The sequence below is a fragment of the Bombilactobacillus sp. ESL1097 genome (assembly GCF_058107205.1).
In genome coordinates, this window is sequence record NZ_JBYLUB010000001.1 from 371886 (window position 1) to 395536 (window position 23651).

The following is a 23651-nucleotide window of genomic DNA, read 5'->3' on the forward strand; positions in this document are numbered from 1 at the left end:
CTAGTACTTTAACGAATATTGTCGATAACTTGGGGACCTTCAGGGCGACCGATGACCACGGTATTGACTAAGTCTAAGAAAAGACCATGCTCAATAATTCCGGTTTGGTGGTCTAACCAGTCAGCTAATAAGTGCGGATGTTCAATCTGGTTTAAATGTAAGTCCACAATATAGTTATTCATATCGGTTTTGACTAACTGTTGTGGTTTTTCATACCGTAATTGGGGGTGAAGTTGTTCCTGAGTTAAACGTGCAATTAATTGTTGGGCACCAAAGGGATTAACTTCTAAAGGCAGTGGAAATTGACCTAATTGTTGCACCATTTTAGATTGATCAACGATCCATAAATTGCGTTTGGAATTAATTGCTACGGTTTTTTCATAAGTTAAAGCGGCACCGCCACCTTTGATACCTTGAAATTGGGCATCGACTTCGTCGGCGCCATCAATAGTTAAATCGGCCTGCTCGATGTCTGCTAGTGGGTGCATCTTAATTCCCAGATTTTGGGCCTGTTGATAGGTCCTTTGAGAAGTGGAGACACAATCAACTTGTAAATGCTCTTCTTTGACGCGGCGAGCTAGTTCTTCAACCATATAAAAAGCGGTGGAGCCAGTACCTAAACCTAAAATCATATCTGATTGAACAAAATCTACGGCTTTAATAGCCGCCATCTTTTTTAATTCATCTTGATTCATCAGTATTATCTCCCTTGTCTGAATTGATTGCTAATAACGATTGAAACTTGGGTTCACGCTGAAAAAATTGGCGCGCAAACGGACAGACTGGTACAACTGTTAAGTTTTGTTGTTGTACCCAATCAAGCGTCGCTAATAAAATTTTTCCGGCTAAACCTTGGTTGCGATATTCTGGTTGGACAAAAATTTGATCAATGCTAATCGCCTGTTTGTGCGGTAATAACGTATAGTGTAATTGTACCATGGTCTCACCTTGGGGATTGGTTTGGAAAAATTCTTGGTCCTTGTGCTCAAAAGCCAAAGTTGTTCAACTCCTTAATGTATCGTCTGGTTAAATTAAGTATAATCTAAATTATTCATAATAAGAAAAAATTGAAAGAAGAAAATTAAAGTTATGGTAGAGCGTAAATTTGAATTTGTCACTCGGTACCAAAATCAAGGCTTGATTTTGCCCAAAAGGCAAACGCCAGCCGCCGCAGGATATGACTTAGCGGCCGCCGAAGATTTTGTTGTACCTTCTATTTGGAAACATCCCTTGGCCCAACTGATTTGGCGGCAAAGTCGCTATCAAGAAACTACTCGCTGGGCTCAGTGGGCCCAGAAAGTTTTACAACCAGTTTTAGTACCAACTGGTTTAAAAGTCAGTTTACCTGCAGATGAAGTGTTGTTGTTAGTTAATCGCTCTAGTGGTCCGTTGAAGCGGGGCTTGATGTTGCCTAATTCCATCGGGGTGATTGATGCAGATTACTATAATAATGCCAAAAATGAAGGCGAAATTTTTGTGCAAATGTTAAATTATTATCCAACTGATTATCTAATTAAAAAGGGTGAACGCATTTGCCAAGGCATTTTTATAAAGTATTTACGGACAGCTGATGACCAAATTAGTACAACACCGCGGCAAGGCGGCTTTGGTTCTTCAGGTAAGTAGAAATTAATAATAGGAGATGAAGTACATTGGCCAAAGCCAAAACGCGTTATGTATGTCAAAACTGTGGTTATATTGCGCCCCAAATGTTAGGAAGGTGTCCAAATTGTGGGGCCTGGAATCAATTAGTGGAAGAAGTTCAGCGGCCGGTTAATACAAAAGCTACTCCTAGTCGCGTTAGTTCGACAACGAGTCAACCAGTTAAATTAAATCAGGTCAGTTTTGATGAACAAAAACGGGTGCAAACAGGCTTGACGGAATTAGATCGAGTTTTAGGTGGCGGAGTAGTGCCGGGGTCATTGGTGTTAATTGGCGGTGATCCAGGAATTGGGAAATCGACCTTATTATTGCAGGTTTCCGGACAACTGGAGCAAACGGGGGGCCGAGTTTTATACGTTTCCGGCGAAGAAAGTGCAGCCCAAATTAAATTACGCGCTAATCGCTTGCAAATTCAAGGTGACAACTTATATCTCTATCCAGAAACGGACATGGGAGCTATTCGCAATGCAATTAATGAACAAAAGCCAGATTATTTAGTGATTGATTCCGTACAAACAATGAATGAACCCGAATTAGCTTCAGCTATTGGCAGTGTCGCCCAGATCAGAGAAGTAACAGCCGAATTAATGAATATTGCTAAACAACAAGGCGTCACTGTGTTTGTTGTTGGGCATGTGACTAAAGGTGGTGCTATTGCGGGACCCAAAATTTTAGAACATATGGTAGATACGGTCTTATACTTTGAAGGCGATTTACACCATAATTATCGGATTTTGCGTTCGGTCAAAAACCGCTTTGGCTCGACCAATGAAATTGGCATGTTTGAAATGGTCAATACGGGATTACGTGAAGTCCAAAATCCATCGGAAATTTTTTTGGCCGAACGGTTGAATAATGCAACGGGTTCTGCGGTGGTAGTTTCTATGGAAGGGACACGGCCTATTTTGGTAGAAATTCAGGCGTTAACATCGCCCACTTTGTATGGTAATGCCAAACGTACGACTACAGGCTTGGATCATAATCGCGTGGCGGTGATTTTGGCAGTTTTAGAAAAGCGAGCCAATATTTTACTCCAAAATCAGGATGCCTATCTCAAAGCAACAGGGGGCGTGCGTTTAGATGAACCAGCCATTGATTTGGCGATGGCAATGGCGATTGTTTCTTGTTGCAAAAATCGGAGTTTAGCGAGTGACGTTTGTTTCGTCGGGGAAATTGGCCTCACGGGCGAAATTCGCCGTGTTAATCTGATTGACCAACGGGTCAAGGAAGCTGAAAAGTTAGGCTTTCAAACGATTTATGTCCCTGCTAACAATGAGTTAGTACGAGGGGATTATCCAGACATTCAAATTGTTGCGGTGCACACCTTAAATGAGACTATCAAAAAAGTATTTTTATAATTGTATAATTTTTCACTAAAAAGTGATTGCTATCAGAAAATCGGTGTGTTACGATTACAAAAGATTAGACGGTTTTAATTTTGCAATTTTATTATTGGGGAATAATTAAGGTTGCGTTCTTTGGGGGAGAACTACATGAAGCACGATATTAGGGGACTTAACAAAAAGCCTAAAAAAATTGGGGTTATGGCGACGATGACGGTAACTAGTTTGGCTTTGATGGGGTTAATAAATCCAGCCAAACAGTTCATGCGGATGTTCAAGATAGCAAACTAGACACTGATCTCAATTCAGCGGATAGTAATCCGAATCTGGCGGCAGCTACTGATCAAACAGCTTCGACTAGTTCAGAGCAGATATCAACTTCACAGTCAGCAGGACCAATGGCAACGCCATCGACACAAAATAGTGCAGCTAGCAGTCAGGCTAATGCTGACGCAGCTGTGGTTAATGATAGTACTCCGGTTAGTCCTGAGTCTACAAATGATGTTCCACAAGTTAATAATCATGTAACAACTAACTTACCAACAACTACTCAACCTGTGTCCTCATCAAGGAACTCAGCTAATAATATTGAGGCTACTGGAGATCAGAAGAGGGTGGTCAACGTGCAACCTGCTCAGTCCAAAAGCCAAGCAAGTGTCGGAGCAGAAATTCCATATGTTGCTCATGATTTAGTAGTTTATCCGGATCAAACGAACATTGACATTGATGCTGGATTGGCGGCCGGTGTTAATGGGGATTTGACCCATCAAATTCAAGTGGTTGATAATGCGGGGTTTGATCCCCAGCATTTAACCGTTAATAAAAGTTATAAAGTGTCGTACAGTGTTAGCGACGGCAGTAAGACGACTAATTTTTCAAGAAATATTGTGGTTAATCGAGATCAGGCAGCAGTAAAAACCGATGGTAAGAAGCGCTCTGTTTATGCTGGCAATGAAACCAATCACGAATATCCTAGTAAATGGGATTTTGCGGATGTGATCGATAGTGATGGTCAAGCAGTAGCCGATGCTGACAACCAAGTAGCAGTTTTAGGTTGGGACGAATTAATGGCGGCGGTTAATGATCCAGAGATGAATTATGATACCTGCACTGATAAGACCCATTTTACTGATTTTAGTGTGCCAACCAAAACAGTGACTTTAACTTATCAATTTACCGCTCTTTCGGGTCAGGTGATTAGTGTACCAGTAACGGTTCAAGTGATGCCGAACTATGCTCACGTACAGGCTCAAGCTGATCAAACTATTCCTCAAAGTCAATTAGCAACCGATCAATGGCAGGCTGCAGACGGCTACGATTTGGGCTCAGATGAAAATGGCATTACAATTACGCCAGCAGATAAGGTTGAGACGAGCGGCAATGTTGATGTCACGACGGCTGGCTTGTATGAAACAACTTATACCTATACTGATGGTAATAATCATCAGCATCAGGCAACAACGCAGGTCACGGTTAGTGCACCCACTGCTAAAGTTGTAACGCATGGTTCTACGATTGTTATGGGACCGAATACGCCAGTTTGGCAGCCAGCCGATAATTTAGATGCAATTTTTGATAGTAATGGTCAGAAAGTTGACAACCCACAATTTAGTACCGATCAGCCAGTAGATGTTACGCAAGCTGGTGAGCAAAAGGTTAATTATCACTATACAGATGAATATGGTAATGATATTACGTCGCCAGAAACAATTCATTTAGTTAGAAGTCAAGTCGCCTTAGTTGGTCAAAATTTGACTTTAGTTGCTGGACCTAACACCACTTGGAATCCGATTGAGGGGTTAGCTTATTTAACTGATGAAACTGGCAATAAAGTTCAACCAAGTGATCTCAACGCAGCTAATTTAACAGTTAGTGGGGACAATGTGGATCCACACAATCCAGGTGTTTATAACGTTCATTATGTTTATATTGATTCCGTTGGCAATCAAGCGGAGACTGATTGCCAGGTAATAGTTGTCCCTGATATTTCGGCTATTGAAGCCCAAGGTACAACCGTCACCCAAAGTAACCAACCAGCCAAGGCTTGGACTAAGAATCAATCATTAGCTTTAATTAATCGTTTTTTGGATGAACACGGAAGTACGTTGATTGGTCGCAACGGCACGATTGATCCGGATTTAGTCACGATTAGTTATCAAAAAAAAGAGGGTCAAAATTACACGCCTGTTAATAATGTTGACGTGACCACTCCGGGCTATTATGAAATTGATTATAGTTATACCGATCATGCAGGCAAGACTTCGACTAGCAAGGCGATAGTGATGGTGGCCCCGGATATTGCCGACATGACAGTGCAAGATATTACGGTGACCCAAAGTAACAAAGCTACTAATGCATGGAATGATTCGAAGTCGTTGGCCTTGATTAATCGCTTGGTTAACGAACGCGGCAACACGTTAATTGGTCGTGACGGCACGATTAAGCCCAATTTAGTAACAATTAGTTATCAGAAAAAAGACGGTGACCAGTACACCGATGCCGATAATGTTGATGTGACCACACCCGGTTATTATGAAATTGATTATAGCTATACCGACGGTGTGGGTAAGACGGTGACCAGCAAGGCGACCGTGATGGTTGCGCCCGACATTGCTAACATTACGGCACAAGACACAACGGTGACCCAAAGTAACAAAGCGTCCAATGCGTGGAATGATTCGAAATCGTTAGCTTTGATTAATCATTTTGTGAGCGAGAATGGGAATACGTTAATTGGTCGCGATGGCACGATTAATCCGAACTTAGTGACGATTAGTTATCCGCAAGGCGATGTTGATGTAACCACGCCGGGACAATACCCGATTAATTATAGCTACACTGACAATGCGGGTAAGACCGTGACGGCTACAGCCAAAGTTACTGTTAATCCAGATGTTGCAAACCTTGCAACGCAAGGCACTACTGTCTCACAAAGCTCTAAGGCTAATGCTAGCTGGACTGAGGATCAATCCTTGGCCCTCATCACCCAATTAGTTGATGAAAAGGGTAATAGCTTACTAGATAGCAAGGGTCAAGTAATTGATCCTACTAAAGTGAAAATTACCTATCCTAATGGAAAAGTTGATGTTACGACTCCTGGTCATTATGAAATCAATTATAGTTATACGGATAATGCAGGTAAGACGGTAACTAGTCAATCCACTGTGGTGGTTGCTTCCGATATTGCTGACATTACAGCGCAAGATACGACGATCACCCAAAGTAATCAAGCTGCTAATGCGTGGAATGATTCAAAATCGTTAGCCTTGATCAATCGTTTGGTGAATGAAAGTGGTAATACGTTAATCGGTCGCGATGGGACAATTGCTCCTGGTTTAGTGACAATTAGTTATCAGAAAAAAGACGGTGATCAGTATATCAATGTTGATAATGTTGATGTGACGACGCCTGGTTATTATGAAATTAATTACAGTTATACCGATGGTGTGGGCAAGACAGTAACCGGTAAAGCAATGGTCATGGTGGCCCCTGATATCGCCAACATCACAGCCCAAAATACAACGGTCACTCAAAGTAACAAAGCTGCCAATGCGTGGAATAAGTCGAAGTCGTTAGCCTTGATCAATCGCTTGGTGAACGAAAGTGGCAATACGTTAATTAGTCGCGATGGGACGATTGCTCCTGGTTTAGTGACAATTAGTTATCAGAAAAAAGACGGTGACCAGTACATTGATGTCGATAATGTTGATGTGACGACTCCGGGCTATTATGAAATTAATTATAGTTATACCGATGGTGCAGGGAAGACGGTCACCAGTCAAGCTACTGTGATGGTCGCGCCCGATATTGCCGATATTACAGCGCAAGATACAACGGTGACGCAGAGTAATCAAGCAACTAATGCGTGGAATAAGTCCAAGTCATTAGCTTTAATCAATCGCTTGGTGAATGAAAGTGGTAATACGTTGATTGGTCGTGATGGGACGATTAATCCTAATTTAGTGACAATTAGTTATCAGAAAAAAGACGGTGATCAGTACATTAATGTCGATAATGTTGATGTGACCACACCGGGTTATTATGAAATTAATTATAGTTATACCGATCATGCTGGCAAAACCGTAACCGCCAAAGCCACTGTGATGGTCGCCCCCGATATTGCTAGCATTACAGTGCAAGATACAACGGTGACGCAAAGTAACAAAGCAACTAATGCGTGGAATGATAATAAATCTTTGGCTTTAATCAGTCGTTTTGTCAGTGAGAGTGGTAATACGCTAATCGGTCGCGATGGCAAAATTAATCCTAATTTGGTGACAATTAGTTATCAGAAAAAAGACGGTAACCAGTATACCGATGTCGATAATGTTGATGTGACTACACCAGGCTATTATGAAATTAATTATAGTTATACCGATCATGCTGGTAAAACCGTAACCGCCCAAGCAACCGTGATGGTGGCCCCCGATATTGCTAGCATTACGGCCCAAAATACGACGGTAACGCAAAGCTCCCAACCAGCTAATAGCTGGAATGATAATAAATCTTTGGCTTTAATTAGTCGTTTTGTCAGTGAGAGTGGTAATACGTTAATTGGGCGCGACGGCAAAATTGATCCTAATTTAGTGACGATTAGTTATCCCCAGGGTAATGTGGATGTGACCACGCCCGGACAATACCAAATTGACTACAGTTATACCGACCATGCAGGTAAGACAGTGACCACAACAGCTATCGTTACTGTGAAGGCCGATCAAGCTCAAATGCAAACGCAAGATCAGACCATCACCCAAAGCACTGACGAACACGCTGCTTGGACTGATAATCAATCCTTAGCCTTAATCACCCAATTAGTTGATGAAAATGGCAGTAGTTTACTGGATAGTAACGGCAAGGTAATTGATCCCTCTCAAGTAACAATTAGCTATCCTAATGGTCCGGTCGACGTGACGAAACCGGGTAATTATGAAATTGTTTATAGCTACACTGATCACGCTGGTAAAACAGTAACAGCTATCGGAACAGTGACAGTTGTTCCCGCTTCAAAGATTATGGTTCACAATACGTTAGTAATTATTGGTCCGAATACACCAGCTTGGCAGCCAGCCGATAACTTTGATCAAGTAACAGATAGTCAAGGTCAAGTAGTCACTAATCCTAATTATCATGTTGATGGGTCAATTGATGTGACGCAAGCAGGTGATCAAAGCGTTATTTATCACTATACTGATGATTTGGGGAATGATATTACAGCTTCGGCAACAGTTCAGGTCGCTAACACTCAAGTTGCCTTAACCGGTAAAAATCAGACAATCGTTGCTGCTGCTGACGCTAAATGGCAACCAATATCTGGATTAGATCATCTGGTTGATGAATATGGTAATATCATTCAGCCTGATAATATTGACACAAGTCGGTTGAGTATTAATGGGGATGAAGTGGATCCTACAAAACCAGGCAATTATCAAGTTCATTATATTTATACCGATTTAGCGGGCAATCAAGCCCAAGCTGATGCTGATATCCAAGTTTTGAGCCCAATAGAGATCAAGGCGCATGATTCAACTATTATTGCCGGCCCACAAGCTTCTTGGAAGGCTCAAGATAATCTGACTAGTGCGACTGATGAGAATGGTAATTCTTTAAATATTGAGCAACTGCAAGTTACGGGAGCAGATCAAGTTAATCCACAAGTACCAGGCGATTATGTTGTCACCTATGAATATACCGATCAAGATGGTAATCATCAAGCAACAGCAGTTACAGTCCATGTCGTCTTAAGTCAAGTGGCATTAGTTGGTAAAGATCAAACGGTAGTTGCTGGCACTAGTGTCCATTGGGATCCAGTAACTGGATTAGATCACTTGGTGGATGAGCAAGGCAATCTGGTGCAACCGAGCGCTATTGACCCAAGTCGCTTAACTATTTCTGGTGATCAAGTAGATCTAACAACACCTGGAAAGTATGTAGTGCATTATGTTTACACTGATTTGGCTGGCAATCAAGTCCCGGCAGATTCGACGATTACTGTAGTCGCCGATGTATCAGAGATTAAAGCACAAGCCACTACTTTGATTGCTAAACCTAATGCGCAATGGAGTGATGAACAGTCCTTGGCTTTGATCACTAGTTTAGTCGATGAGCATGGTAATAGTTTATTAGATTCAGACGGTAAAGTGCTTGATCCTAGTCAAGTGGTTATAAGTTATCCTCACGGCAAAGTCGATCCTAGTACTCCAGGAGAATATCAGATTAATTATAGTTATACTGATGGTGCAGCGAAAACTGTGACGGATAGTATTTTGATTACCGTTCAAGCAAGTAAAGCGCAAATTATTACGCATTCAAGTACAATTACAGCTGGTGCGGATGCTTATTGGGATCCAATGCTCAACTTGGATCTTCAACATTGTACTGATGAGAAGGGTAATCCGTTAAATAAGGATCAAATTAAGGTTACTGGTAGTGTCGATGTGACAACTCCGGGAACTTATACGATTCATTATGCTTATGTGGACAGTGAAGGAAATACTTGGGCTCAACAAGATGCCGTGGTGACTGTGAAGGCTAAAGCTACAGACACAGGCGAAGTTCCAACGGATCCTAGCGATGGTCAAAATCCGGATATTAATCCAGGCACCAATCCAACAGATCCGAATAAACCAGGAGAATTGCCAGGCACGAATCCTGGAGATAATCATCAGCCAGATACTAATCCAGGCACCAATCCAACAGATCCGAATAAACCAGGAGAATTGCCGGGCACGAATCCTGGAGATAATCATCAGCCAGATACTAATCCAGGCACTAATCCAACAAATCCAAATAAACCAGGAGAAGCTTCAAGTTATACGGTTCATGTCACTGATTTTCATGTACAACTAGGTGATGGGCGAGTTTGGACAACACAAACGACTTTTGCGGGTATTACTGATGCAGCTGGGCAACCAGTTTCTGTTGATACACAAAAAATTCCACAAGTGGCTGATGAAAAACAAGTGCCTGCTGAGACAGGATTATACTATTCCGGTAATGTGAACATTGATAAAGTAGGCGATTACTATGTCACTTATTATTATCGCGCTGCCAATGGTCAGCTGTATCAAAGCATTGCCCACATTCAAGTAGCAGGTCAGGATGTTAAACCCAATTATGCAGTGCATGTGACGAACTTTAGTTCACTAGTGGGTGACGGTCGAGTTTGGACGCCCAAGACGACTTTTGCGGGTATTACTGACAGGGAGGGACATTCCATTGCGGTGGATACCGATAATATCCAGCAAGTCGCTGATGCTGATCATGTCCCAACCACTGCTGGACTCTATTATTCTGGTAATGTCAATGTTAACGAAGCGGGAGATTACTTTGTCACTTATTATTACCGTTCGGTGGAAGGACAGTTATATCAAAGTGTTGCGCATGTCAAAATAGCGGGTAAAAATAACTATACCGTTCATGTCACTAATTTTAGTTTGCAGTTGGGAACGGGGCAGATTTGGACACCGCAAACGACCTTCGCCGGCATTACTGATGAAGTTGGTCAACCCGTCACAGTGGATTCGACCAAGATTTCGCAAGTTAGTGATCAAGATCATGTGCCGCTAACTGTAGGATTATATTATTCGGGAACAGTGGATTCGACCAAAGCCGGCGATTATACGGTGATTTACTACTATCGGGCTTCTAATGGTCAGTTATATCAAAGTACTTCTAATGTCAAAGTAACAGCTAAAGATAGTAATCCTAACAATTCGGGAACGAATAATAATCCTGCACCACCAAGTGGTTCTGAGACTAACAATAATAATGTTCCAGCAACGCCTGCTCCGACTCCTAGTACGCCCAATTATGTTGTTCATGTGACGGATATTAATTTACCAGTTGGTAGTAACTGGACACCACAAGCTAGTTTTTCAGGATTAACAGATAAAAATGGTTACCAAATTAGTGTGAATACGAATAATATTGAGCATGTTAGTGATCAAGATCATGTGCCTGCTTCGGTTGGTTTATACTATTCCGGCCAGGTTAATACTCAAAAAACGGGTAATTATTCTGTGACGTATTATTATCGAGCAACTGACGGAAAGTTGTATCAAAATACGGCGATCGTTAAAGTGACGGATGCTCTTAATCAACCAAGTGCTACAACACCGCCAAATCAAACAATAACCACGACTAAGCCATTGGCGACGCAACCTAAGCCGATTTTCCAGAATGCTGGGGCGACGACGCCATTGACTACACAACGGCCACCAATGACCAGCTTGACAGCTGACCCACAGCAAAAATCGCAGAGTAATCAAGAAAGTTACCCGCAAACGGGGAATGATTCTGCAACTTCTTGGCAAGTTGCGGGCGGATTACTCGCCGCAGCTGATGTTTTGTTAGCGAAGTTTGGTTATAAGCGCAAGCAATAAATTTAATTAATTAAATGATATTGATACCAAGATGTTTAAAATTGAGTACGATAAAAAAGAAAATGTTCGCTTCAATTAGGACGAGCATTTTCTTTTTTGCACCTCATATTTGTGGATGAAATTCGAATTAAATCGAAGAATCCTGCTTGGAAGTTTTGACTTTTAAGTAAAAGTAAGTAAGCTATATAATAGAAAGTCTTGTCAAGAAAGAGGAGTTAGTTTTGACTGATAATAAAATTCGGGTTCGTTATGCACCCAGTCCTACAGGACATTTACACATTGGTAATGCGCGGACAGCGTTATTTAATTATTTATTTGCTCGTCACAATAAAGGAACATTTGTGATTCGGATTGAAGACACAGATACTAAGCGTAATGTTGAAGGTGGCGAGCAAAGTCAATTAGAAAATCTGAAATGGCTCGGAATGGATTGGGATGAAGGTCCTGACGTAGGCGGTGATTACGGTCCATATCGGCAATCAGAACGTCAAGCGATTTACCACAAGTACATTCAACAACTGATTGATGCCGGTGTAGCTTACGAGTCATATAAAACGGAAGCAGAATTGGAACACGATCGGGAAATTCAAAAGGCTGCCAAAATTATGCCTCATTATGAATATGAATTTGCTGGTATGACTGAGGAACAAAAACAAGCCAAGATTGCGGAAGCGAAAGCACAAGGCATTAAGCCTGTTATTCGGATTAAAGTTCCTAAAGATAAAGTCTATGAATGGGACGATATGGTTAAGGGCAAAGTTAAGTTTGACGCTAATACCATTGGTGGCGATTGGGTGATTCAAAAACGTGATGGCATGCCAACTTACAACTTTGCTGTCGTGATTGATGATCACTTAATGGAAATTTCGCATGTCTTACGCGGTGATGATCACGTAGCTAATACGCCCAAGCAATTAATGATTTATGATTATTTGGGTTGGCAACCACCGAAGTTTGGTCATATGACTTTAATTATCAATAGTGCTACGGGTAAAAAACTCAGCAAGCGTGATGAAAGTGTCTTGCAATTTATTGAACAATATAAAGAACGTGGTTATTTACCAGAAGCAATGTTTAACTTCATTACCTTATTAGGCTGGTCGCCAGTTGGTGAAGATGAAATTTTTACGCGCAAACAGTTTATTAAACAATTTGATCCCAAGCGTTTAAGTAAGTCACCCGCCGCTTTTGATCAAAAAAAGCTGGAATGGGTTAATAACCAATACGTTAAGGCAGCCGATTTAAGTAAAATTACTGATTTGTCAATTGTTAATTTACAAGAAGCCGGCTTGTTGCCGCAACAATTGGATACCAAGACCATTGAGTGGGCGCGGGCGTTAGTCGCCTTATTTAAGGATCAGATGAGTTACACGAGTCAAATTGTGGAATTATCTCAAATTTTCTTTAAAGATCCTGATCAATTAGACGAGCAAGCGATGGCAGAATTGCAAAAGGATGATGCTTTGAAAACTTTAGAAGCCTTTCAAGCGAAAATTGCTCAATTACCGCGGTTTACAGCAACTCAGATTATGCAAGCTATTTTTGCTGTTCGTGATGAAGTAGGCGTTAAGGGACGTAAATTGTATATGCCAATTCGTATTGCAACTACTCGCTCCATGCATGGCCCGGGAATTGGTGAATCAATTGAATTGTTAGGCTTAGAACGCTCACAAAAGCATTTAGCTGAGACGTTAAAGCAACTAGCAGACTAGTTATTAAAAAACAGCGTATGATAAGTGTGAATAATCATCGGCTGTTTTTTTCGTAAGAGGTGAACTGATGATTAAAATTTATAATACGTTAACGAGAACCAAAGAAGAATTAGTACCGTTAGAAGCTAATAAAATTCGGATGTATGTTTGTGGCCCGACGGTGTATAACTATATCCACATCGGTAACGCGCGCTCATTAGTCGCGTTTGATACGATTCGTCGGTATTTGGAGTATCGTGGTTTTCAAGTTAATTATGTCTCTAATTTTACGGACGTTGACGATAAGATTATTAAGGCGGCTCGGCAACAGCAAATTACACCACAGCAATTAACTAGTAAGTATATCGCCGCTTTTAATGAAGATCGGGATGCTTTGAATGTTTTGCCGGCCACACGTAATCCCCAAGCGACGCAGAATATTCCCGAGATTATTGCCTTTATTCAAGACTTAATTACAAAAGGTTATGCTTATGAGAGCGCTGGTGATGTGTATTATCGAACTCGTAAGTTTTCAGCGTATGGGCAATTATCACATCAAGCAGTTGACGATTTAGAACAGGGCGCCAGTCAACGAATTACAGCACAAGAAACAGCCAAAAAAGCTGATCCTCTAGATTTTGCTTTATGGAAAAAAGCACCTGCTGGAGAATTATCTTGGTCTTCACCGTGGAGCAAAGGGCGTCCAGGTTGGCATATTGAATGCTCAGTTATGGCCACCAAATATTTAGGAGCAACCATTGACATTCATGCAGGTGGGGAAGATTTAATTTTTCCACATCATGAAAATGAAATTGCCCAGAGTCAGGTGCATACTGGACAAAAATTCGCCAATTATTGGTTGCATAATGGTTTTGTGACGGTGGGTGAAGATAATGAAAAGATGAGTAAATCCTTGGGCAACTTTGTGACGGTTCATGAATTACTCAAAACGGTTGATCCCCAGGTATTACGGTTGTTTATTGCTAGTACACAATATCGCCGCCCAATCCAATATTCAGCTACTAATTTACGAACTGCAGCGAACAATTTGCAACATTTACAAACAACTTGGCAAAATTTAATTTTCCGTCAGGATAACTTAGTCCAAACCACGGCTTTTGATGCCGAACTAGCTCATCAGCTCAGTCAATTAGAACAACAATTTCAGGCACATATGGACGATGATTTTAATGTGCAAAATGGGTTAAGTGACCTGTTTGAAGTGATGCGCTTAATTAATTCATATGTTGATCAAACAGCAGTCAATGCGCAAAACTTGGCCCAATTAAAAGCGACTTATTCTCAGTTGGCTGGAATCTTTGGTTTAGTGTTTGAGCAGACTTCTAGTGTTGATGCGCAAATTCAACAATTAATTACGCAAAGAGACCAAGCGCGAGCAGCCAAAGATTTTGCAACCAGTGATGCAATTCGGGATCAACTACAAGCACAAGGAATTATTTTAGAAGACACTCCTCAAGGAACACGGTGGCATAAACAATGATTGATTATCAACAATTAAATGGTGTAACTTTGGCTTACCTAGGTGATGCAGTCTGGGAAACTATTGTCCGCCAACACTTATTAGAGCAAGGTCTAACCAAAGTTAACCGGCTCCAAAAGCGGGCGACGCATTTTGTGTCAGCTAAATCACAGGCGGCGTTAATTGCTTTAATGCAACAACAAGAGATTTTAACCCCTACAGAAGTGGCAGTTTTTAAACGCGGCCGTAACGCTAAGAGTTATACGCACGCCAAAAATACTTCTGTCCAAACCTATAATATTTCGACTGGTTTTGAAGCAATTTTTGGATATTTACAAATTAGTGGACAATTGGAGCGGGTCCAACAATTAGCACAATGGTGCATTGAACAAGTAGAGGCAGGTCATAGTGATGAATTCAACTTCCAATAGTCAAGCTAATCAAGCAGAAATAATTTTCGGACATCATGCTGCCTTGGCGGCATTACAAGCTGAGGATGCTCCACAAAAAGTTAACAAGATTTTTTTACAACGTGGCTTACACAATGACGGTATTAAAGCCGCTGTTAAAATTGCCCGGGAAAAACATCTGGTAACGCAAGATGCGCCCAAACAAAAATTAGATGAATTGTCCCAAAATGGAAATCATCAGGGCATTGTTTTAACCGTGACACCTTTTTTGTATACGCCATTAGCGGATTTGTTAGCGCAGTTGAAGCAACGTCAAGAAGAACCGTTCTTTTTAATCTTGGATAATTTAAACGATCCGCACAACTTTGGTTCAATTTTACGAACAGCGGATGCGGTGGGCGTCAATGGTATTATTATTCCTAAACGCCGCTCCGTCGGGGTAACTTCGGTGGTAGCTAAAACATCCACAGGGGCGATTGAACATTTACCCATTGTTCGGGTGACTAATTTAGTCCGCACAATTCAAGATTTAAAAGAACAAGGGATTTGGATCTTTGGAACAGATATGCATGGCAGTGATTATCGGACTTGGAATGCTAAGGGGGCGATTGCACTAGTTATTGGTAATGAAGGTAAAGGTTTATCGCCATTAGTTAAAAAGCAAGTTGACCAGATGTTGACGATTCCAATGATTGGTCACGTACAAAGTTTGAATGCTAGTGTAGCAACCGGCGTCTTGTTGTATCAAGCTTTTAGCAACCGGGAAAGTCAGTAGTATATGAAAAAGAATATCTTAATTGTAGATGGCTATAATGTTATTGGCAGTTGGCCACAATTGAAAAAATTAAAGCAGCAGGATTTACTGGCAGATGCGCGTGATCAATTATTGGCAACATTGGCGGATTATCGCAAGTTTTTTGAAGGGCAAATTATTGTGGTGTTTGATGCGATGTATGTTCCTGGTTTAAAAGAACAATTTACCAAATGGGATCTTGATGTAATTTTTACACCGGAAGATGTGACCGCCGATACCTATATTCAAAACTTGAGTAACGAACTCAATATATTAACCAATCAAGTCACGGTCGTTACTTCGGATCAAGCAGTCCAATGGACGATTTTTTCGCGGGGGGCGATTCGGATTCCATCGTATGAATTATATAAACGAATTAAAGAAATGCGCCAACAATTACACCAAGAAAGTCGCGAACGTTTTGACCGGGACATTCAGCGCAATAGTCCATGGAGGGAAGATCAATTAAAAGAACTCGAACATTTACGCGACCAATTATCTTCCAATTCTTAACTTTTTGTCTGATTTTATTATTAGTGGGCTGTTCCACACAACGGCAGCAGATGAATTTGCTAGCCGCTAAGCAATTAGTACAAAATGGCCACTATCAAGTTGCACAAACTGTCTTACGGCAAAGTGATTCCACACTTGCCAAAGATTATTTGCACCAAATTCGGTTATTAACTACCGCCCAAAAACAATTTAATCAGCAAAAGTGGGATCAATTGACGGCGACCACTAAGCAATTAACCACGGCTAAAACTTTGCCGAAGATCAAAAAGACAGCCCAGCGTTTGCAACAGCTAAGTCAGCAAATTACGGCTACGGCGGTACCATTGCCCAAAGATAACTATCATGTTGTCAGTCCTGCGTTTCAGAATGTGATGGCAGGAATTTTGGTGGATCAAACGACGGGACAAATTTTGTGGCAAAAAAATGCGCACGTGAGCCAGCCTGTTGCTTCAATATCTAAATTATTAGCCGTTTTAACTGTTGAGTACACGCTAAAGAAGCGCCATTTATCTTTGCAAACGCCTATGGTAGCTTCCTCGGTGATTGCTGGTTTGGAAAAAAAGCCTAATTTAAGTAGTGCTCATTTGCAGGTGGGAGCACGTTATACTGTGCAGCAATTATTACAGGCAGCGATGCTAGCTAGCGCTAATGATGCAATTATGGTGATTGGTCAAAATCTGTACGGTAGTCAAGCACGATTTGTGCAAAAAATGTTACAACAAGCGCAGAAGTTACATTTAACCAAATATCAAATTGTTAATGCTAACGGTCTGCCTAGATCCATGGATCCAGCGGTCAATAATAATCCACAAACAACTGCCACTGAAAATGAATTATCAGCAGTGGCAGTAGCTAAAATCACACAAAAATTGTTACAAGTTGATCCACAAATTTTAAACTTAACGAAGCCAAAGCAAATGCAATTAGGTCAACACGAATTAGCCAATACTAACCAGTTAGTACCTGGCGGTAAATTTGCTACTAAAGGTTATGTAGTTGATGGCTTAAAAACCGGTACTGGTAATTTAGCTGGTGCTGGTTTAGTGGCCACCGCTAAGTTACACCAGCGACGAGTAATTTTGGTGATTTTACATGCAAATAGTGATGCCGCGCGCTTTAGTCAAGCCACGGCGATCTTGAATTTTGTTCAAGCGCATTTGCAACTACAAAAAGTCGCAATTAGGCATTGGTCTGGCTCTCAGAAGCAATTTTTATGGACAACTAGTCAGCCTAAACCAGTGCTACAAGATGCTTATCATGCAAATGTTATGCAAAAAAATCCTAAAATTACTGCAAAAAAAGTTATTAACTCACAAAAAGTTATTTATTTATCAAATTTTTAAACGTTCGTTCGCTTATCAAATGAAATTAAATTTGCTATATTATCCATGAATTCTTTAAAAATTAAATAATATTATGATAGCTAAGCAGGCGCTTCAACAAGAATTGGCATGGATTAAATTGGTACGTGAACACAATAATTCGCAGGCATTAGAATGTTTAGTGCAAAAATATTTACCTTTGATTGAAAGTACCAGTCAAAAATATCGTTTACGTCTATTTGATCGAGATGATTGGCGGCAAGAGGCGCGTATTGTATGTTTAGAAACCTGTCAAATCTTTGATGAGCGTCAAGGATCACGTTTTGGGAGTTTTTATAAGTTGCGTTTACAAAATCATTGGACTAATTTAGTGCGTCAGCAATTGGCATTAAAGCGGCAAACAAACGTTAATGCTGTGTCAATGGAAGCTTTAGCACAGGCTAATCCAGAATTGGAAAATGATTTGTGTTGGCAATTGACGACGTTCAAAAATGAAGTAGAGTTTTTGTCAACAGAGTTTCCCCACATGCTGCAACAATTGTCGTTAGTGGAGTTACAAGGCTTGCGCTTTTTATTAGGGACTGACTTAGAGCAAGTCACACGACACTCCGCTTATTCGAAAACGCAGATTCTCCAAGCTAGTCAGCGAAGTCGCTTAAAGTTTTTGGCGTTTTACCAGCGCTTAGGTATTGACACTCCATCTTAGAGTCAGTATAGTTAAAAATTGACGTAGGTGATATAATGAAACGAGTTAAAGTTGTTTTGGAATGTAGCGTGTGTGGTGCACACAATTATCACACTTTAGTAGCGACTGACCGTAAGCAGCGCTTTACCATTAAAAAATTTTGTAACCATTGTAATCAGCACACGATTCATCAGGAAACTAGATAGAGGGATTGTTAATGAAATTTTTAAAAAGTGTTATGCAAGAAATGAAATTAGTTCAATGGCCCACAGCTAAAGAAAATCGTCATGATACGATGACGGTGATCTTAACTTCTATTTTCTTTGCACTCTTCTTGGGCGCTTGTGATTGGTTGTTCCAAACGCTTGTTACTTTGTTTGTTTCTCACTAATTACCAAGACCGGTTAGATTACAGTTGAAACTTTTTGAATAATTTGTAGTTTATTCCATAATTTGCTATGCTATAAACAGTGCTTAATAAAAACTTCGTTGAAACGAGGTTTTTTTTGTTTGATTGAATACTAAGGAAGGTTAGATTAATGGCAGAACAAGATCAAAAAATGTGGTATGTTTTACATACCTATTCCGGATATGAAAATCGTGTTAAAGAAAATTTGCAATCACGGGCGCAATCAATGGGCATGGAAGACTATATTTTTCAAGCAGTTGTTCCTGAAGAACAAGAAACAGAAACCAAAAATGGTAAGACAAAAACGGAAATGAAAAAAACTTTCCCTGGCTACGTATTAGTCGAGATGGTAATGTCTGATCAGTCTTGGTTTGTGGTACGAAATACTCCCGGTGTTACAGGATTTGTTGGAAGCCACGGTGCTGGAAGCAAGCCAGCGCCACTCTTGCCTGAAGAAGTTGATGCAATCTTAAATACGATGCAGCAAGATCAAACGCCATATGATATTGATTTTGAAGTAGGAGAAGTGGTTAAGATTCAAGACGGTGGTGCGTTCTCAGGAATGGAAGGGACGATTACCGAAATTGATAATGAACATGGTAAGGTCAAAGTTGAAATTAATATGTTTGAACGAATGACCGAAGCGGAAATTGATTATCAAAGTATCACCAAGGCTTGAGGACAAGGTGATATTGCTTAATGTTCCAAGGAGCAAAAGTTTATATTTAACTATGGAGAATAACTCAAGCATAAAGGTTGCTTAAGCCATTATCATAGGTTAATTTCCGGCTTTTAAGCGCTCTTTGTCGCAGTAATTGACATAAGCCACTTCAAAGAACAAAAATTTGCGCCTAACTACAACTAAGTTCTCAAGTTAAAATACCACTTAAGGACTTAGTTTAGGTTAGTGCTCAGTTAAAAACCGTTCTTTGTCGCAGTAATTTGTATATCATTGAAATTTATGTTATTCTGTCTAAGAATGTCTTAGACATTTCTGTGGGAGGGAAAATTTCAATTCCCATTTTTGACCACATCACGGACTTAAGGAGGTATGTACCGTGGCTAAAAAAGTTGCAAATGTTGTTAAATTGCAAATTCCAGGTGGAGCAGCAACACCAGCTCCTCCAGTTGGTCCAGCTTTAGGACAAGCCGGAATTAATATCGTTGAATTTACGAAAGATTTTAATGCACGGACCGCTGATCAAAAAGGGATGATTATTCCTGTAGTGATCACAGTTTATGAAGATCGTTCGTTTGATTTTGTTACCAAGACGCCACCAGCAGCTGTATTATTGATGCAAGCAGCTGGTGTCAAGAAGGGTTCCGGTAATCCTCGTGACGAAAAGGTAGCGAAAGTTACTAAAGATCAAGTACGTGAAATTGCTGAAACAAAGCTGAAAGACTTGAATGCTAATGATGTCGAAGCCGCTATGCGGATGATCGAAGGAACAGCACGGAGTATGGGCTTTACAGTTGAAGGTTAATCTTCACTAACTTTAATCAATCAAGAGCTTGTCACAGTGGGAGGGGTAAAACCCACTTGACCACAATCACAAGGAGGAACTCGAACGTGGCTAAACATGGAAAGAAATATTTAGAAGCTGCTAAGCAAGTTGATAAAAACAAAGCTTACGATGCACAAGCAGCAATGGACTTATTAAAGAAAGTTAACTATGCAAACTTTGATGCAACAATTGAAGTTTCTTATAATTTGAACTTAGATACTAAACAAGCTGACCAACAAATTCGGGGCGCAATGGTTTTGCCAAATGGTACTGGTAAGACTCAACGGGTCGTTGTATTTGCTGATGGTCAACAAGCTAAAGATGCGCAAGCAGCTGGTGCTGACTATGTTGGTGATGATGATTTAGTTGACAAAATTACTGATGGCTGGTTAGACTTCGATGTTGTTGTTGCAACACCAAAGATGATGGCTAAAGTTGGTCGTTTGGGTCGAATTTTAGGACCGAAAGGTTTAATGCCAAACCCAAAGACTGGTACAGTTACCATGGACGTTACTAAAGCTGTTAATGATATCAAAGCTGGTCAAGTAACTTACCGGGCTGATTCTCAAGGTTTGATTCATGCTCCGTTAGGTAAGATTTCATTTGATACTGATAAATTAGTTGCTAACTTTAATGCTTTAAACGATGTGATTGTTAAAGCTCGTCCAGCAACAGTTAAAGGTCAATATGTAAACTCTGTTTACTTAACTTCGACCTTTGGCCCTGGTATCAAAGTTAACGTTGACTAATTAATTAATTAATGTTAAATTACTAAACAGAAACTACCTAAGACTCAGGTGGCAGTATGCCTTAATATCCTGCCGAGGCTAGATGCATTCGTTAGGACATCTTGCTTTGCTGAGGTGTCCTTTAATTTTAGGTAGAAATAATTATGGAGGTGAAATCACGTGAAAGATGCTGTTTTAAAGGCTAAACAAGAATTAGTTGATGAAGTCGCTGATAAGATCAAGCGTTCTGAATCAGTTATTGTTGTTGACTATTTAGGCTTAGATGTTGCGCAAGTAACAGAATTACGGCGCCAATTAAGTGCTGAAGACGTAGAGATGCGAGTTATTAAGAACTCTGTGTTACGGCGGGCTGCTGATAAAGCTGGCTTTGAAGGTTTAGATGAAGCCTTCACAGGTCCTACAGCGGTAGCATTTTCTTATGAAGATCCAATTATTGCTGCTAAGACTATTTCTAAATTTGCGGAAACTGCTGATGTCTTGGAAATCAAGGGTGGTATCATCGAAGGTGAAGTTCAAAGCTTAGCCAAAATTGATGAATATGCTCATATGCCAAGTCACGACGAATTGTTGGCTACTCTTGCTTCAATGTTGCAAGATCCAATTCGCAAAGTTGCTTATGCTGTTAAAGCAATCGCTGATAAAGAAAATGAAGACGGCGACGCTGCTTAATTAAATTTATAATCCATTGGAGGAATAAAAATGGCTTTCGATAAAGACTCAATTATCGCTTCCTTAAAAGAAGCAAGTATTTCCGATTTAAACGACTTAGTAAAGGCAATCGAAGAAGAATTTGATGTTTCAGCTGCTGCTCCAGTTGCAGTTGCTGGTGCTGCTGGTGGCGATGCTGCTGCCGCTAAAGATGAATTCGATGTTGAATTAACTGAAGCTGGTCAAGAAAAAGTTAAGGTTATCAAGGCTGTTCGTGAAATCACAGGCTTAGGCTTGAAGGATTCCAAGGACTTAGTTGACAAAGCTCCTTCAGTTATCAAAGAAGGCGTAGCTCAAGCTGATGCTGATGATATGAAAGCTAAACTTGAAGAAGTTGGCGCTACTGTAACTTTGAAATAGTCATTGTTATATCGAAAAAGCTACCGAATTTTTATTCGGTAGCTTTTTTGCTTAAAATAACTTTTTAAAGGAGCAGAATTTGAGTATTGTACGTGTTGAACATTTGAGTCAACAATTTTTAGATAAAACTTTATATACCGATGCGAGTTTTCAAGTCAATGAACAAGATCATTTGGGGATTATTGGACAAAATGGCGTTGGTAAAAGTACCCTAATTAATATTTTAACGGGGGCTTTAACGCCAGACAATGGCACAATTACTTGGAAGAAAAAAATTCAGGTTGGTTATTTGGATCAGTATGCTAATCTAAAACCGAGCCAAACCTTGCGGGAATTTTTAACGACGGCTTTTCAACCATTGTTAGATCAAGCTCAAAAATTAGAATTAATCTATCAACAATCAACGCCGAGTGCCGATGATTTGGAATTAGCTGGTCAATTACAAACCGCTTTAGAAGCCAATGGCTATTACGATATTGATTTGAAAGTTGAGCAAGTAGCGCAGGGGCTGGGTTTAGATGCCTTAGGTTATGACCATGACGTTGCTGAATTAAGTGGGGGGCAACGTTCGAAGTTAATTTTAGCAAAATTGTTGCTAGAACAACCCGACATTTTATTATTAGATGAACCGACTAATTATTTGGATCAACAACATATTGCTTGGCTGGCTGAATATTTGCAAAATTTTGCCGGCGCTTTTGTGGTCGTTTCACATGATTATCAATTCTTGGATCAGATTGTCAATAAAGTCTGCGACGTTGAATTAGGGCAAATTAAAACTTATACGGGAACGTTAAAGCAAGCTTTACGTCAAAAAGCCGCTGATCAACGGACTTATTTAAAAGCTTACGCCAGCCAACAAAAGAAAATTGCGAAGACACAAGCTTATATTCAAAAAAATAAAGCCGGTTCGCGCTCGAAAAGTGCCCGCAGTCGTGAAAAGCAATTAGCGCGAATGGATAAGTTAACGCCACCAGCTAATCGGCAAATTGCCCAATTTAATTTTCCATATGTCACTAGTAAAGCCAACGTCATTCTGGAAGCCAATAATCTAGTGATTGGTTATCAACAACCATTATTAGCACAACCATTGAATTTTTCGGTGGCTATGGGTGAAAAAGTTGTTATTAAAGGCTTTAACGGTATTGGTAAAACCACACTATTAAAAACCATTCAAGGTTTAATTCCGGCGTTAGGTGGAGAAGTAGAGTTAGCAGCAACGATTACTAGTGCTTATTATGAGCAAAGTTTATATTGGTCCACGCCGCTAGCGAGTCCGTTAGCAATTTTAGAACAGCGCTTTAGTGAACAGCCACCGCGGATTATTCGACGAACTTTGGCGCAGACGGGCTTGACGAGTCAACAAGCTAGTTCGGCAGTCAAAACACTATCGGGTGGTGAACAGGTCAAAGTTAAGTTGGCCGCATTGATGCTCCAACCTGCCAACGTATTGTTTTTAGATGAACCGACTAATCATTTGGATGATGATAGTAAGTTAGCCTTGCGCCAAGCTTTAGTTAATTATCCGGGGACAGTCATTTTGATAACGCACGAAACGGATTTTTATGATAGTTCGTGGATTAGTAAAGTTTTAGATATTGAACAATTATTACAATAATTAGCATGTAAAAAAGCTTGAA

Annotated in this window: 21 protein-coding genes and 1 other annotated feature; of the genes, 19 read left to right on the forward strand and 2 right to left on the reverse strand. The window is 40.4% G+C overall.

Going from position 1 to position 23651, the window contains the following annotated elements:
- Positions 1-8: 8 nt before the first annotated feature.
- Together rpiA and AC3B6D_RS01730 are read right to left on the reverse strand one after the other, a co-directional pair.
- Complete coding sequence (gene rpiA / locus AC3B6D_RS01725; protein WP_489757181.1) at positions 9-695, reverse strand: ribose-5-phosphate isomerase RpiA; 687 nt, start codon at positions 693-695, stop codon at positions 9-11.
- Positions 682-996 carry a GNAT family N-acetyltransferase gene (locus tag AC3B6D_RS01730; RefSeq protein WP_489757182.1) on the reverse strand — a complete coding sequence of 105 codons (315 nt, stop codon included), beginning with the start codon at positions 994-996 and terminating at the stop codon, positions 682-684. The genes rpiA and AC3B6D_RS01730 overlap by 14 nt, the downstream gene beginning before the upstream one ends.
- A gap of 93 nt (positions 997-1089) precedes the next feature.
- Between AC3B6D_RS01730 and AC3B6D_RS01735 the strand changes: the two genes are divergently transcribed.
- The 19 genes from AC3B6D_RS01735 (at position 1090) to AC3B6D_RS01825 (ending at position 23629) form a co-directional block, all read left to right on the forward strand.
- Positions 1090-1626 (forward strand): dCTP deaminase/dUTPase family protein, encoded by a 537-nt coding sequence (locus AC3B6D_RS01735; protein WP_489757183.1) that lies wholly within the window; start codon positions 1090-1092, stop codon positions 1624-1626.
- 26 nt (positions 1627-1652) lie between these two features.
- Positions 1653-3020, forward strand: a complete 1368-nt coding sequence (gene radA / locus AC3B6D_RS01740) for a DNA repair protein RadA (RefSeq protein WP_489757184.1) — start codon at positions 1653-1655, stop codon at positions 3018-3020.
- A 135-nt stretch (positions 3021-3155) separates the two neighbouring features.
- Positions 3156-3296, forward strand: a complete 141-nt coding sequence (locus AC3B6D_RS01745; protein ID WP_489774773.1) for a hypothetical protein — start codon at positions 3156-3158, stop codon at positions 3294-3296.
- A 107-nt stretch (positions 3297-3403) separates the two neighbouring features.
- A complete protein-coding gene (locus AC3B6D_RS01750) occupies positions 3404-11386 on the forward strand; it encodes an immunoglobulin-like domain-containing protein (RefSeq protein WP_489774774.1) in 7983 nt (2660 codons plus the stop codon).
- 221 nt (positions 11387-11607) lie between these two features.
- Positions 11608-13098 (forward strand): glutamate--tRNA ligase, encoded by a 1491-nt coding sequence (gene gltX, locus AC3B6D_RS01755; RefSeq protein WP_489757186.1) that lies wholly within the window; start codon positions 11608-11610, stop codon positions 13096-13098.
- A gap of 67 nt (positions 13099-13165) precedes the next feature.
- Positions 13166-14578, forward strand: coding sequence for a cysteine--tRNA ligase (gene cysS, locus AC3B6D_RS01760; protein ID WP_489769184.1), 1413 nt, complete (start codon positions 13166-13168; stop codon positions 14576-14578).
- On the forward strand, positions 14575-14988 hold the full coding sequence (locus tag AC3B6D_RS01765; protein WP_489757188.1) for a Mini-ribonuclease 3: 414 nt from the start codon (positions 14575-14577) through the stop codon (positions 14986-14988). The genes cysS and AC3B6D_RS01765 overlap by 4 nt, the downstream gene beginning before the upstream one ends.
- The gene (gene rlmB / locus AC3B6D_RS01770) at positions 14969-15742 is read left to right on the forward strand and encodes a 23S rRNA (guanosine(2251)-2'-O)-methyltransferase RlmB (RefSeq protein WP_489774775.1); all 774 of its coding nucleotides are present in this window, start codon (positions 14969-14971) and stop codon (positions 15740-15742) included. Before AC3B6D_RS01765 ends, rlmB begins: the two co-directional genes overlap by 20 nt.
- A gap of 3 nt (positions 15743-15745) precedes the next feature.
- Positions 15746-16273: an NYN domain-containing protein gene (locus AC3B6D_RS01775; protein WP_489757190.1), complete on the forward strand. Its 528-nt coding sequence runs from the start codon at positions 15746-15748 to the stop codon at positions 16271-16273.
- 23 nt (positions 16274-16296) lie between these two features.
- Positions 16297-17616: a D-alanyl-D-alanine carboxypeptidase family protein gene (locus AC3B6D_RS01780; protein ID WP_489774776.1), complete on the forward strand. Its 1320-nt coding sequence runs from the start codon at positions 16297-16299 to the stop codon at positions 17614-17616.
- A gap of 73 nt (positions 17617-17689) precedes the next feature.
- On the forward strand, positions 17690-18301 hold the full coding sequence (locus AC3B6D_RS01785) for a hypothetical protein (RefSeq protein ID WP_489774777.1): 612 nt from the start codon (positions 17690-17692) through the stop codon (positions 18299-18301).
- A gap of 35 nt (positions 18302-18336) precedes the next feature.
- Positions 18337-18486: a 50S ribosomal protein L33 gene (gene rpmG / locus AC3B6D_RS01790; protein ID WP_489757193.1), complete on the forward strand. Its 150-nt coding sequence runs from the start codon at positions 18337-18339 to the stop codon at positions 18484-18486.
- Between the two features lie 11 nt (positions 18487-18497).
- Positions 18498-18671, forward strand: coding sequence for a preprotein translocase subunit SecE (gene secE, locus AC3B6D_RS01795; protein ID WP_489757194.1), 174 nt, complete (start codon positions 18498-18500; stop codon positions 18669-18671).
- A gap of 148 nt (positions 18672-18819) precedes the next feature.
- Positions 18820-19368 carry a transcription termination/antitermination protein NusG gene (nusG, locus tag AC3B6D_RS01800; protein ID WP_489757195.1) on the forward strand — a complete coding sequence of 183 codons (549 nt, stop codon included), beginning with the start codon at positions 18820-18822 and terminating at the stop codon, positions 19366-19368.
- A 379-nt stretch (positions 19369-19747) separates the two neighbouring features.
- Positions 19748-20173 (forward strand): 50S ribosomal protein L11, encoded by a 426-nt coding sequence (gene rplK, locus AC3B6D_RS01805; RefSeq protein WP_489757196.1) that lies wholly within the window; start codon positions 19748-19750, stop codon positions 20171-20173.
- An 86-nt stretch (positions 20174-20259) separates the two neighbouring features.
- The gene (rplA, locus tag AC3B6D_RS01810) at positions 20260-20943 is read left to right on the forward strand and encodes a 50S ribosomal protein L1 (protein WP_489757197.1); all 684 of its coding nucleotides are present in this window, start codon (positions 20260-20262) and stop codon (positions 20941-20943) included.
- A gap of 18 nt (positions 20944-20961) precedes the next feature.
- Positions 20962-21078 (forward strand) — a sequence feature (ribosomal protein L10 leader region).
- Positions 21079-21102: 24 nt separating this feature from the next.
- The gene (rplJ, locus tag AC3B6D_RS01815) at positions 21103-21612 is read left to right on the forward strand and encodes a 50S ribosomal protein L10 (RefSeq protein WP_489757198.1); all 510 of its coding nucleotides are present in this window, start codon (positions 21103-21105) and stop codon (positions 21610-21612) included.
- A 30-nt stretch (positions 21613-21642) separates the two neighbouring features.
- Positions 21643-22011 (forward strand): 50S ribosomal protein L7/L12, encoded by a 369-nt coding sequence (rplL, locus tag AC3B6D_RS01820; RefSeq protein WP_489757199.1) that lies wholly within the window; start codon positions 21643-21645, stop codon positions 22009-22011.
- Positions 22012-22090: 79 nt separating this feature from the next.
- Complete coding sequence (locus AC3B6D_RS01825; RefSeq protein WP_489757200.1) at positions 22091-23629, forward strand: ABC-F family ATP-binding cassette domain-containing protein; 1539 nt, start codon at positions 22091-22093, stop codon at positions 23627-23629.
- Positions 23630-23651 lie beyond the last annotated feature (22 nt).